11 protein-coding genes are annotated in these 12857 nt (G+C 72.8%); 5 read left to right on the top strand and 6 right to left on the bottom strand.

What is annotated here, in order from left to right; translation table 11 throughout:
• Positions 1-15: 15 nt before the first annotated feature.
• Positions 16-1011, bottom strand: coding sequence for an Acg family FMN-binding oxidoreductase (locus ACFYR0_RS26915; RefSeq protein ID WP_389333204.1), 996 nt, complete (start codon positions 1009-1011; stop codon positions 16-18).
• A gap of 324 nt (positions 1012-1335) precedes the next feature.
• On the opposite strand from ACFYR0_RS26915, the gene ACFYR0_RS26910 reads away from it, so the two are divergent.
• Positions 1336-1626: a DUF1876 domain-containing protein gene (locus ACFYR0_RS26910; protein ID WP_389333201.1), complete on the top strand. Its 291-nt coding sequence runs from the start codon at positions 1336-1338 to the stop codon at positions 1624-1626.
• A gap of 381 nt (positions 1627-2007) precedes the next feature.
• On the opposite strand, the gene ACFYR0_RS26905 is transcribed toward ACFYR0_RS26910, so the two are convergent.
• Positions 2008-3093 (bottom strand): alcohol dehydrogenase catalytic domain-containing protein, encoded by a 1086-nt coding sequence (locus ACFYR0_RS26905; protein ID WP_389333198.1) that lies wholly within the window; start codon positions 3091-3093, stop codon positions 2008-2010.
• Positions 3094-3199: 106 nt separating this feature from the next.
• Positions 3200-3889 carry a GAP family protein gene (locus ACFYR0_RS26900; RefSeq protein ID WP_389333195.1) on the bottom strand — a complete coding sequence of 230 codons (690 nt, stop codon included), beginning with the start codon at positions 3887-3889 and terminating at the stop codon, positions 3200-3202.
• A gap of 208 nt (positions 3890-4097) precedes the next feature.
• On the opposite strand from ACFYR0_RS26900, the gene ACFYR0_RS26895 reads away from it, so the two are divergent.
• Positions 4098-5111, top strand: coding sequence for a YhjD/YihY/BrkB family envelope integrity protein (locus ACFYR0_RS26895; RefSeq protein WP_389333192.1), 1014 nt, complete (start codon positions 4098-4100; stop codon positions 5109-5111).
• 159 nt (positions 5112-5270) lie between these two features.
• Here the strand turns inward: ACFYR0_RS26895 and ACFYR0_RS26890 are convergent, their stop codons facing one another.
• Entirely contained in the window at positions 5271-5786 is a 516-nt protein-coding gene (locus ACFYR0_RS26890) for a YceI family protein (protein ID WP_389333189.1), read from the bottom strand.
• Between the two features lie 179 nt (positions 5787-5965).
• On the opposite strand from ACFYR0_RS26890, the gene ACFYR0_RS26885 reads away from it, so the two are divergent.
• Positions 5966-7162 (top strand): sensor histidine kinase, encoded by a 1197-nt coding sequence (locus ACFYR0_RS26885; RefSeq protein WP_389333186.1) that lies wholly within the window; start codon positions 5966-5968, stop codon positions 7160-7162.
• 2 nt (positions 7163-7164) lie between these two features.
• Complete coding sequence (locus ACFYR0_RS26880) at positions 7165-7815, top strand: response regulator (RefSeq protein WP_389333183.1); 651 nt, start codon at positions 7165-7167, stop codon at positions 7813-7815.
• A gap of 165 nt (positions 7816-7980) precedes the next feature.
• Here ACFYR0_RS26880 and ACFYR0_RS26875 read toward each other — a convergent pair whose 3' ends face one another.
• Entirely contained in the window at positions 7981-9321 is a 1341-nt protein-coding gene (locus ACFYR0_RS26875; RefSeq protein WP_389333180.1) for a lipase family protein, read from the bottom strand.
• 230 nt (positions 9322-9551) lie between these two features.
• Between ACFYR0_RS26875 and ACFYR0_RS26870 the strand changes: the two genes are divergently transcribed.
• Entirely contained in the window at positions 9552-10826 is a 1275-nt protein-coding gene (locus tag ACFYR0_RS26870; protein WP_389333177.1) for a PucR family transcriptional regulator, read from the top strand.
• Between the two features lie 163 nt (positions 10827-10989).
• Here the strand turns inward: ACFYR0_RS26870 and ACFYR0_RS26865 are convergent, their stop codons facing one another.
• Positions 10990-12294, bottom strand: a complete 1305-nt coding sequence (locus ACFYR0_RS26865; RefSeq protein ID WP_389333174.1) for a cellulase family glycosylhydrolase — start codon at positions 12292-12294, stop codon at positions 10990-10992.
• Positions 12295-12857: the final 563 nt, after the last annotated feature.

Genomic DNA, 12857 nt, shown 5'->3' with positions numbered 1-12857 from the left:
CCCGCTGCCGGACCGTCAGACGAACTCCAGCACCTCGGCGACGGGCCTGCGTCCCGTGGGCGCGCCCGCGGGGCCGTAGCCCAGCCGCACCAGCATGTGCACATAGCCCATTTCCGAATGGGGCGCGCGGGCCGTCTCCCGCAGGTCGGGCCACTCCAGAGGCTGGGAGATCGGCGATGTGGCGAGGCCGTCGAGCGTCGCCTGGAGCAGCACCCGCTGCAGTGCCTGCCCCGCCCGCAGCCAGTCCGCGGGCCGGTCGTCCCCGGTGCCGAGGATGACGATCTGCGGCCGCTCCTCGAAGGACGCGGCCGGGCGCCCGGGGATCCGCCCCGTGGGGTCGAATTCCCGTACCGGCGCGCTCACCCCGTGCTGGCGGGGGCCCAGGGCGTAGGAGGGGATGCCGTCGGACGGGCCGTCCTCCTCGCGGTCGCGGACCCGGGTCCAGCCGGCGATCTCGGCCCGCAGCCCGGCGTCCATCGCCTCGGACAGCTCCGCGTCGCGCACGAGGTCCCGCAGGATGTCGGTGTGCCACGGACCGGGCACGAGCAGTTGCGCGCCCTCCAGCAGCGCCGCCGACCGCAGCCGGTCGAGTACGGGGCCGGGGACCCGTTCCTCGGAGAACGGGTGGCGGCTGGTGTGCCGCCGCCGCAGGGCCGGACGGAGCAGGGCGAGGCCGTCCGGCTCACCGGGGTCCGTGGCGCGGCGCAGGGTCACCTCCGCGAGGAACCACGGGTTCTCCCGGTCCGGGAGCAGACGCACCGAGGTGCTCCAGCCCCGCCAGGCGGCGCCGACCCGCAGGCTGAACACCGCGGCACCCACACCGAGGTGCAGCGCGCGCAGCCGGGGGTCGCCCCGCGGCATGGTCCGCCCGGGGTCGCCGTAGATCTCGACCGTGTCGCCTCCGGCGTGGTGGAGGAAGCGCCAGGGCTGGGCGTTGTGCATGGACGGCGCGGTCACCGCGTCCTCCACCAGGGAGGTCACGAGCGCGGTGTCGGGGTGGTGGAGAGACATGGCAACTGTCCTGCCTGGGTGAGGTGACCGGACGGCCGGCCGCCGGGCGCCGCTCGGGGCTCGTCGGCGCCCGTGCCGTGGAAGGCGCTGTCGCCGTGGCGGCGAACGCGGCGCACCGGCTTCGGTCCGCCGTGTCGCTGGTCCCCGGAGGGGACGGTCGCGTGGCGCCTTCTCCTGCCACGGTCGCCGGGATCGGTCCCCGGCGACAGGGTCTAACGGGCCCCCGTCCGGGGCCGTTCGGTCCGCCGTCCGGCGGGCTCGGCACGCCTGCGCCCGACCGGCGAGAATGGCAGCGTGACGACTTCGCGGCGGAGGAGGCCGGCCATGTCACGCACGGTGGAATGGAAGGTCCGGCTTCGTATCGTCGAGGACGACGAGGGGCAGACCAGGGCGCATGTGCTGCTCGACACCGGCACCACGGCGCTCAGCGGCCGGGGGAGAGCGCACTGTCATCCGGCGGACACCGACGTGCCGGAGATCGGCGACGAACTGGCGGTCGGCCGGGCCATGAACGACCTCGCCCAGCAGTTGCTGAACGCCGCCGAACGGGACATGGAGGGAATGGGCGCCGCCCGGCGCCCCGGCCCTCGCCAGGCGCCCGGCTGGCCGATGTGACCTGGCGCCGCCCGCACCCACAGCCCGGCTGCACGCAGTCGCCGCTGCCGCCTGCTCCCCCTCCGCCGCGTGGGCGCGCCTGGTTTGCAGCCGCCCTTAAGGGGCGCGGGGCTGTGTCGATGTGCGGCTCGCCGCGTGGGCGTGACCGGCCCCGAACGGCCCGCAGCCGCCTGACGGCAGGTCACGCAGTCACCTCCGCCGCGTGGGTGCGACTGACTTGCAGCCGCCGGGCAGAGCATCGCACTAGGGCCGCGGGGCTGTGTCGATGTGCGGCTCGCCGCGTGGGCGCGACCGGCCCCGAACGGCCCGCAGCCGCCTGACGGCAGTTGACGCAGTCACCTCCGCCGCCCGGCCGCGGCCAGCCGCTTCCACCGCCCCCGCTCACGTGGCCGTGCCACCCCCCGGTGCCTGCGGGAGCCGCGGCCGGTAGTCGGCGTCGGAGCCGTCGCGCAGGGCGACCAGTTTCAGGGCCCCGGAGGCCGTGCCGTGCGCGAACTCGTCGTAGACGTCCACCATGTCCGCGAGGCCGCGGGTGCCGGTGACCAGCGGTGCGGCGTCGAGCCTGCCGCACTCCATGAGCTCGATCAGCCAGGGAACGGAGCGGGTGTCGACCTGACCGGTGCGGAGGGTGATGTCGCTGTTCCACAGCGTCTCCAGGTGCAGCGGCGCCGGTTCGGTGTGCGAGCCGACGACGGCCACGGTGCCGCCGCGGCGGACGAGCCGCGTGCTGAGCAGGAAGCTCTCCGGGTTCCCGGCGGCCTCGACGACGACATCGGCGCCCGGTCCCTTCGCCAGTTCGGAGATCACCGTCCCGGGCAGGTACGCCGCGTCGGCACCCACCCGGCGAGCGGCGGTCAGCCTGGGCCGCGACAGATCCACGGCGATGACCCGGCGCGGGGAGTACACGCGGGCCAGGGCCACCGTGGCCAGCCCCACCGGCCCGGCTCCCACCACGACCACGGTCTGCCCGGGGGCGACACCGCCCGCGCGTACGCCGCGTTCACAGGCGGTCGGCAGCACTTCGGAGAGCAGGACGGCCACCTCGGGCCGCAGCGAGGCGGGCCAGCGGTGGGTGGACCGGTCGGCGTACGGCACGCGCACGAGGTCCGCCTGCGTACCGTCGATCCGGAGCCCGAGCAGTCGGCCTCCCACCTCGCACCGGACGTATTCGTCGGCCCGGCAGTGGGCGCAGCCCCCGCACGCCGACACCGACGAGACGACGACCCGGTCGCCCGGGCGCAGGGACGTCACCGCGGGCCCCACCTCCAGCACCTCGCCGACCGCCTCGTGACCGAGTACGGTGCCCGGTTCGACCTGCGGCACCTCTCCCCGGACCACTCTCAGGTCGCGGCCGGAGACGGTGGCCGCCTCTACCCGGACGACGGCATCCGTAGGGGCCTCGATCACCGGGTCCTCCACGACGTCCCAGGAGATCCGTCCGGCGCTGTGGTAGACGAGTGCACGCATTTGCCTCACCCCCTCCCAGACTTGGCACGGGGGTCCGGCCGCCGGAAGGGTCGTCCGGCCCCTTCCGGCGGGTCCATGCGGCCCCCGCTCCCCGTGCCGACGGACGTCAGGCCGCCAGCGCGTAGATGCTCCGGCCCACCAGGAACACCCCCGCCGTCAGCGACACGGCGACGAGCGCCTGGTTCTGGTGGCTCTGGAGCCAGGCGCGCAGCTTCCCCAGACGCTCGTGGGCGGCGTCGGGGGACACGGCCGCGTAGATCTCCATGGCGAGCAGGCTGCTCGTGGCGAGAACGCAGTACACGGCCAGGGCCAGATAGGAGGAGGTGTGGGAGAGGTCGGCGCCCACCACCGTCGCCGCGCCCGCCGCCACCAACCCCCAGGGCTGGAGCAGGGGGCCCATGGCCGCGGCGGTCCACACGGAGCTCCGGTCGAGCCGTGACATCATCCCGCCCGGCTGGCGCCGCGGGGTGTCGCTCTCCTCGCCGTCGGCCTCCTCGCTGTCGGACCGCCGCGGCCCGCGCCGGTGGCGGTACCAGCCGTACGCGATCAGTCCCACGCCGACGGCGAGTTTCACGGCGGAGGAGGCGGTGGAGGGCGGGGACCGGGGTGCGGGGGGCTTGCCGCCGGTGGCGAACAGGACGATGGCGAGAACGCCCACGAAGCAGGCCAGCCAGGCGAGGATGAAGGCCAGGCCCTTCCAGGTACCGCCCCGGGCCGACAGCACCAGGACGAATGCGGTGACCGACAGCGGGAACACCGCGATCGCGAGGCCGATGATCACCAGGTCGAGGACCATCACGGCTCCCGCGCAGGCAGACGCACCCGACCCGCCAGGCCACTGTCGCGCATGAATCCATCTTCACGGCGCCGCGAGAACCGCACAAATCCTCTGCGGGGCCGGGGCGCGGGCACTGTTCCCACCCTCCGCCACCCCGGGGCGCCACCCACCCGCTTCCCCGCGTTCCCGCCGAGACAGGCGGGTGGATCGGCGGCACGCTGGCACCATGCAGCCAGGGACAGGGGCCGACGGGCCCGGAGGGAGCGGTCCGGACGGTGAGCCGGACGCCCTGCGGCGGCACAGACACGGACGGGGGCGAGGGGGCGCCGGCGGCTCGGCCTCGATCGGAACCCGGCTGCTGGCGCTGCGCGAGCGGATCGAGACGCGGTTCCCGGTGATCACCAACTTCATGTCCCGGCTGATCTCGGTGAACCTGTTCGACTCGGCGACCCGGCTGGCCGCCCAGACGTTCCTGACGGCCGTCCCCCTGCTGTTCGTGGTGGCCTCCATCGCCCCGCAGACGGTGCGGGACCAGTTCCTCGACTCCTTGCACCATGTGTTCGGGCTGAACGGAAGTGCCCAGGCCGAGTTGGAGAAGGCCATCAAGGGAGCCGGTGACTCCCCGGACGAGTTGCGGCAGACGACCGGTGCGGTCGGCGGTCTGATGGTCCTCGTCTCGGCCACCGCGTGCAGCCGTGCCATGCAACGGCTGTGCGAGCGGGCCTGGAGGCTGCCGAAGACGGGCGCGCGCCTGGCCGCCTGGCGCTGGATCGTCTGGCTCGCGGCCTGGCTGGTCATGATCGCGCTTCAGGGGGATCTGCGGGAGGGCTTCGGTCTCGGCCTGTGGCTGGGCGTGCCGCTGCTGCTGACGGCGGAGGTCGGGATGTGGTGGTGGACGCAGCACCTCCTGCTGGCCGGGCGCCTGCGCTGGCTTCCCCTGCTGCCGGGCGCGCTGCTGACCGGCGCGGCCCTGAGCGTCTTCACGTCCACCGCGTCGCTGTACGTACCCCGGGCTCTCAACCACAGCCTCGACGAGTACGGCTCGATGGGCGCCGTCTTCACCCTGCTGTCCTGGCTCATCACGCTGTGCGTGGTGGTGACCCTGTGCGTCACCGCCGGGGCGGTCGTCGCCCGCGAGCCGTGGGCGGCCCATCGTCTCGGAACCCCCGCGCTGCCGGACCCGCCGCCCGCGCCGGGACCTCCGGCTCCGCAGGGTCCGCCCTGTCCGCCCGGCCGGTGACCTCGTGATCACCGAGCAGGACCCGTCGGCCGTCGCCCACATGGGCGTTGTGACGAGCGCACTCGCCCCGCGGAGACCGTCGGAACCGCCGCACGGCCACCACCGCGCCGACCGCGCCCCACAGCGCCAGGACTCCGAGGTCCCGCCGGGGAAGCCCGGTCAGGTCCGTACGCAACGGACCTCAAGCGTGATGTCGAGCCGGCGCCCCGCCAGTCCACGGGCGGCCGTCACACCGAAGTCGGTGCGGTCGACGCGGGTGACGGCCCGGAGGGTGAAGGCGTCCGCGAACACCTCGGAGCTCTCGATCTCGAGGCCGACCGGCCGGGAGACCTCGCGGACGGTCAGCGTGCCGGAGACCGTGGTGCCGAGCAGCCGGTCGGAGACGAACGTGATCAGCGGGTACCGGTCGGCGTCGAGGAACCTGGCCGACCGTACGTCGGTGTCGCGCCGGGCGTGGCCCGTGGTGAAACTGGCCGCCTCGACCGCCACCCGGACACGTGAGGTGTCGGGCGGAGCCGTGACCTCGACGGTGCCGACGCGGAGGCCGAAGGTGCCGTGCACCGGCAGCAGGCCGAAGAGATGCCTGCTCCGGAAGGAGAGGGACGAACGGTCCGTGTCGATCGTGTAGTCACCGGGCCGGGGTGTGGTGGTGAGGGTGCTCCCTGTCGTATCCATGCCTCCATTCCACGGCGCCGGACACACCTCGCGGCAGGGCCGGCGGTCGGTTCCGCACCCGACGAAGGCATGCCCGTTCCGCCCGGCACCCTACTTTCGTAGGGTCCGCCCGAGACGTAAGCAGCCCGTGCCGCCGCGGGCCTCGGGCGGGTGGGGGGCGATGCCCTACGGTGAGCGTCATGACCCACGGCCCTTGGTACTGCCGGCACCGGTTCGCCGTGGACGGGCTGATCGCCGCCGCGTTCGTCGCGCTGGACACCGTTCTCACACTCGCCGGTGCCGGCTGGTGGCCCGAACGGCCGGACACCGTCGCATGGATGGTCCTGGGCCTCCAGGCGCTCGCCTGCGCCTCGCTCGTCGTCCGCCGGGCCGCCCCGCTGGCCGTCGTCGGTGTGCTCGGGGGGTTCACGCTCCTGGTGTCCCTGCTCATCGAACCGCTGGGGCTGGTGACCCCGGCCCAACCGGACTGGTTGTGGGCGCCGTTGGCCACACTGCCGGCCGCGTACGGACCGGTCTTCTACCAACACGACCGCCGCGTCGCCTACTTCGCCCTCGCCGCGTTGACCCTCGTCGTCATGCGGCCGTGGGACGCGTCCGTGACGACCATGACGATCGGGCTGCTGCGTACGGCGGTGGGGCCGCTCGTGGGGCTGTACTTCGACGCCCGCCGCAAGCTGATGAGGGCACTGGTCGAACGTGCCGAGCGCGCCGAACGCGAGCGTCATCTGCTGGCCGAACAGGCCCGCGCCGAGGAACGCGCCCGGCTCGCCGGGGAGATGCACGACGTGGTCACCCACCGGGTGAGCCTGATGGTGCTGCAGGCCGGTGCCCTGAAGGTGACGGCACCGGACGACACGACCCGGCAGGCCGCCGAGGACCTGCGCGCCGCGGGCTGTCAGGCACTGGAGGAACTGCGCGACCTCGTCGGCATTCTGCGCACCGCGCCCGACGGCGACGGAACCCCCTCGGTCGCGGGCTTCGCCGACCTGGTCGCCGAGTCCGTGGCGGTGGGGATACCGACCGAACTCGTCCAGGAGGGCGATCCGGCGCTGGCCTCACCCGTCGTCGGACGCACCGCCTACCGTGTGCTGCGCGAGGCGCTGACCAATGTCCGCAAGCACGCGCCGGGTGCCCGGGTGCGGGTGAGCGTGCGCTACGACCAGGCCCAGATGCGGCTGACGGTCCACAACACACCACCGGCCGGCGTCCCCCGGGGCGAGCTGGCCGGCACCGGTTCGGGCCTCGGCATCGCCCATCTGCGCCGGCGTATCGAGCTGGTGCGGGGCACACTGCGTGCCGAGCCCTGTTCCGACGGCGGGTTCAGTGTCGAGGCGACGCTGCCCGCGTTCGTCCCGACCGCCGAATCGGAGGTGTGACCATGACCCGGGTGACGGTCGTGGACGACGAGCCCATGGTGTGCGTGTTCCTGCGCACCATCCTCGGCTCGGCCCCGGACATCGAGGTCGTCGACGAGGCGCACGACGGTGCGGCCGCCGTCGAGGCCGTCCGCCGCGGCCGCCCCGACGTCGTCCTCATGGACCTGCGCATGCCGGGCATGGACGGCCTGACCGCCATCGAGCACATCAACCGGCTCGCCGACCCGCCCCGCATCGTCGTGCTCACCACCTTCGACGCCGACCAGTACGTGCTGCGCGCGCTGCGGGCCGGGGCGATCGGGTTCCTGGTGAAGTCCACACCGCCCGAGGAACTCATCGGCCTCGTCCGCGCCGCCGCGCAGGGCCACACCGTCCTGTCCCCGTCCGCCGCCCGCCGTCTCGTCGCCGCGTCCACGGACACCCTCTCGGCCCGCGACCGCGCCCGCGAGCTCGTCGGCTCCCTGACCGAGCGGGAGACCCAGGTCCTGGCCGGTCTCGGCGCGGGCCTGTCCAACGCCCAGATCGCCGCCCGGCTCTTTCTCTCCGAGGCCACGATCAAGGGCTATGTCTCACGGACGCTGGACAAACTGGGCTGCGTGAACCGCACCCAGGCGGGTCTGCTGGCCCATGACGCGGGGATCGTGGAGATGTAGCGAGGGGTCACGAAAAGGCCCGGGGCCGAGGGCCACGGGAACCACAACACTGCCGCGTTGTCGCCGGGCTGCCGGAGAACGGCTCGCGCCGCACGTGTGAAGGCCCCGGCCGCGTGGGCGCGCGGTCCCGCCGCCGAGAGGCTGCGATGGGACCGCGCACGGACGTCAGGACGACGGCGCCGGCTGCTCCGGTGCGAGGGAGTTGCCCCGCGGGATGCGGCCGCAGTCGGACGGGGCCGCGCGGCCCTCGAAGCGGTCGTCGAGCCAGTCCAGGGCCGGCGGCGCCCACACGACGGGCACGCCCAGGTGGCTGAGCAGCTCGTACTGGTTGTACTTGATGGCGGTGTTGCCGGTGGCGCAGTACTGCCGGGCGAGAGCGCGCACGTCACCGGCGACCATGACCCCGTCGCCCGTACCGACGCCCGGGCGGTCGCTGAACGTCCCCTCCAGGACACCCGCGTCGCCCTGCGCGATGAATCCGGGGATCGTCGGGGTGGCGGCCGAGCCCAGGTTGAGCTTGTTCACCGCCGCGAGGAACTCGGGCACCGAGTTGGGGTCGGCGTACTGCGGCTTCGCCATCTTCTTCCAGGTCAGGCCGGGGTAGCGCCCGAGGGCGTCGACGATGGAGGCGTCTTCCACCTTCTTGTAGACGTCGAGCCCGTACGCGCTCAGATAGGGCTTGAGATCGAGGTCGTAGGCGCGTGCGGTCCCGATGACGGCCATGGGGATGACCCCGGACCACGCGAGCGAGCCGTCGACGTACTTGAGGTTGTGCGCCGGAGCCACCAGCAGGCCGCCCTCGGCGAAGCCCACCAGGGACCTGTTCACGTCGGGGGCGTAGCTCGGTGCCAGCGCGGCGGCCCAGTTGGTCGCGATGGCGCCGCCGGAGTAGCCGATGAGGCCGAACCTGGTGCCCGGGTCCAGTCGCGTGTGGGAGGACCTGGTGGCGGCGCGGATCGAGTCCAGCGTGATCGTTCCGTACTCGGGTCCCGCGGCGAAGTCGGCCCGCTGCCCCTCGGTGTCCGGGAGGACGACGTCGTAGCCCCTCAACAGCAGCGGCACCAAGAGGAGGGACTCCACGTTGGGGATGAGGCCGCCCAGGGTGACATCACCGGCGACCGCGCGCGACGGGCCGTCCTCGGGGTTCAGCGAGTCGTAGAACGACTGGTAGGAGACGGCTCGGCTGCCGTCGCCCGTGGGGCTGCGCACGACCGTGGTGACGCCCGCGTCCGGGCGGCCCTGGGCGTCCGTGGTGCGGTACAGCAGCTGGACCGCCGTGACCGGCGTGGGGATGCCGAACAGGTGGTACGGCAGGGTGCGCGTCTTGAGCACGGCACCCGGCGGGTACGACGACAGCGGTTCGCCACCGTCGTAGGAGTAGAACGGGTCGTCGGCCGAGGCCTCCGTCGCCGCGACGTCCGCGGCGGCGGAGACCACCGGCGCGGCGGTCATGGACGCCGTGAGGGCGACGAGTACGGCGATCGTTCGAACGGCCGCGTGGGACATGGAACCCTCGATTCGTGTCAGGGGAGGAGGGGCGGATACGTCCGCTCCCGCGCGGTGCTGGGGTGCGCGGGAGATGTCATGGGCGTTGCGGCCGCGTTGCGCCCATGACTGGTGATCGACCGGTCGGCCGTGTTACCAACCGGTAGGGGAATTCCGCAGACCATGATGAGGGCCGTGCGGAACCTCGTGCCCAGTGCGTATGACAGAGGTTCGCGAGGTGAGTTGTGACCGTGTCCAACGGGGTGGAGGACGGCCCGGTGCCGCGGATCGGCGGCACGCCGGTCCATCAGCGGCTGCTGGAGGCCACACCGGTTCTCGAGTCCGCGGTGATGAGCCGGCTGGTGGAGCAGGTGCCCGCGTACGGCACGCTGCCGCCCGAGCAACTGCGCGGCGAGATCGTGAAGCAGGTGGCGGGCGGGATCCGGATGTGCGCCGAGGTACTGCGCACCGGTGAACTGCCGGGGGAGACGGAACAGGAGGCGATCCGCGAGTCCGCGGCCCGGCGCGCCGACGAGGGCGTACCGCTGGAGGCCGTCGTCGGCGCCTACCACCTCGGCGCCGAGGAGTGCTCCGCCCATGTCCTCTCGACCGCCCGGCCCGGCGACCTGCACGACATCCTGCTCGTCCAGCGCCGCGTGCTCGGCTTCCTCCGGCTGGTGAGCAGCGCGGTGGCCGCCGGTTATGTGCAGGAACGTCAGGCGGCCCTCAGCGACGAGCAGGTCGCGCTCCAGTCACTGCTCTCCCGGCTGCTGGAGGGGGACAGCCCCCAGGCCGCCGCCGACCGCGTCGGCATCCGCCTCCCGCCCTGCTACCTGGTGCTGAGCCTCGCCGTCGGACCGCACCCGGACGAACTGCTGCCCGGGGTGAACCACCCCGTCGTGGTGCGCCGCAAACTCCGCCGCCTGCGCAACGAACTCCAGCGCCACACCACGGGCATGGCGTTGTCCGCCCTGTCCGGTGACGGCGGGCTGGTGCTGATCCCGTGCGAGACGCCGCCCGCCGACTTCGGCGCGCCGGACCGCGACCGGCTGGCCCGGCTGCTCGGGCAGCTCGCCCGCGTGTGCGGCGCCGAGCTGCTCGTGGCCGCCGTCGCCGCCACCCCCGACGGTGTCGCCGAGGCCGCCGGGCTGGCCGCCGAGGTACGGGAGGTGGCGGAGGCCTCGGGCCGGGAACCGGGGCTGTATCTGCTCGACGACGTGCTGCTCGAGTACCAGCTGAGCCGCCCCAGCCCGGCCAGGGACGGGCTCGCCGCGCTGCTCGACCCGCTGGACCCGCGCCCCGAACTGCTCGCCACCCTGCGGACCTTCCTCGCCTGCGGGCAGGACCGGCGCCAGGCCGCCGCCCGGCTCCAGGTGCACCCGAACACGGTGGACTACCGCCTGCGCAGGGCGACGGACCTCACCGGCCTGGACGCGGCCCGGGGCGCCGACCTCCTCACCCTGCACGCGGCGCTGGCCGCCCACGACGCCGTACGGCGGGGCGAGCCGGGCGCCGGGCCGGCGTGACTGACCGCGGCGGGCTGCCGACGTGACCTGACCGCGGCGGGCCGGCGTGACCTGACCGGACCGGGAGAGTCCCGGTCCGGATAGCCGGAAACCGAACGGCCGTGGTGGCCGGGGCCCGGTGACCGGGCCCCGGCCCTGCTCAGAACTCCGGGTCGGCCCTGCCTCAGCGGTCCGCCGCGCCGCCCCGAACGACGCACGACCTGTTGTTCTCCCAGCCCCAGCCGTCACCGTCGGGGTCGGACGCACTGCCGTTCACGCAGTAGGGGTAGCCGTTCGGAGCCGTCCCGCCTCCCGGTGAACCACCCGTGTCCGCCGCGCTTCCGCGCACGACACAGGAGGCGCTGTTCTCCCAGCCCCAGCCGTCACCGTCCGGGTCCGACGCACTGCCGTTGACGCAGTACGGGTAACCGTTCGGAGCCGTCCCGCCGCCGGGGTCGCCTCCGCCGCCGTAGACGGTGGCGATACGGGACGTGGAGGCGATGCCGTTGGCCCCGTTGAACAGGCGCCGGCCCCAGGTGGTCAGGGAACCCGCGTCGAAGTTGCTGACCAGGTCGAGGTACTCGACGCCACCGCCGTTGCCGCTCCACGACCACCCGAGGTAGCCCACGCGCAGGGACTGGGCGGTGGCCATGATGGCGTCCTCGTCGGGGTTGCCGTCACTGTGCTGGTTGCCGAACTCGCCCACCACGATGGGGAGTCGGTTGTTGACGAAGTGGCTGAGGTACGACTGCACCTCGGCGGCGGTGTCGTAGACGCCGTACATGTGGATCGAGAAGACGGTGTTGCGGTCGGGGTCGGCGGCGAACACGGACGCGGCGTTGTTCCGCATGGTGTTCGACCAGTCCTGGCCCCAGTTGGGGGCGTCCACCATCAGGGCGTTGTTGATGCCGGCGCTGCGCAGCCTGACGATGGCGTTCTTGGTGTCCTGGGTCCAGGCGCCGTAACCGCTGTTGCCGAAGGGCTCGTTGCCGATGTTGACGACGACGTAGTTCTCCTGGCCGGCCAGCGCGCTCCTGATGCCGATCCAGTAGTCGGCCGCCTTGCCGAGGGTCGCGGCGGCGGAGTCCTCGCCGTAGCCGGTGGTGTCGTGCACCTCCAGGACACAGACGACCTTGCTGGCCTTGCACTGGCCGATCAGGGAGGAGACCGTCGAGCTGCTGGTCCTGGTCCAGCGGTCGCCGCTGCTGAGCACGACGCGGACGGTGTTGGCGCCCTTGGCCGCGATGTCCGCGATGGAGCGGGTCCTGTCCGGGTACCAGGCGTGGGCGTGGTTGACCCCGCGCATCACGAACTCGTTGCCGTTCGCCTCGTAGAGGCGCCCGTTGCTGACGCGCAGACCGGTCGGGGCGGCCTGTGCCTCGCCGACGGAAGTGCCCAGGACGGACAGCAGCAGGCCGAGCACCGCGGTCAGCGCCGCGACGGCGGTGGTGCGCCACGAACTCGTCAGTCCGTGCTGTGGATGTGCCATGTCTCTCCTCGGAGGAAGGCGGACAGAAGTCGCCTCGCCCAGCGGAAGGAGCAGCGCCGGGAAGGCGTCGGGAGTTGCCGTCGGTCGCTCCGGCATACGACAACGTTGTCTAGTCGAAAGGAAGGCAAGGGAGCGCCAACGGGGAGGGGTGTCGCCGGACTTGCCGTCGGCGGCGTGCCTCCATGAGAGCACTCTGTGTTTCGGTCATGTCAATAGACGGGTCGATCAATTCCCGTTTCTACGCGCGATGCAAGGAGCTCAAGAACTAAACTAAAACTAAATCGACGATATCCCCGTCAGGTTCGTTGCCGGGGTGTTCCGATTCCCCTACGTTGACGTCCGGGCCAGGTCGTCCGGCCCGACCCGCCCGGTCTCGAGGGGGTCGGGATCGACGTGGCCAGCCGGGCGGACCGGCTCGGTGGCCGGTGTGTTCCGTGGGGTGTGTCGCGCGCCGACCGGGGGCGACGGGTCCGCGCACGGCCGTCCACGGCAGACCTCTGCGTCGAGGAGCGCGTTCGTCCAGATCGCGCTTACTCAGCCAAGTGTCCTGTGGCTCTGCGTTC

The sequence above is a fragment of the Streptomyces sp. NPDC005017 genome (assembly GCF_042873115.1).
GTDB lineage: Bacteria > Actinomycetota > Actinomycetes > Streptomycetales > Streptomycetaceae > Streptomyces.
This window is presented reverse-complemented; position numbering and strand designations above follow the sequence as displayed.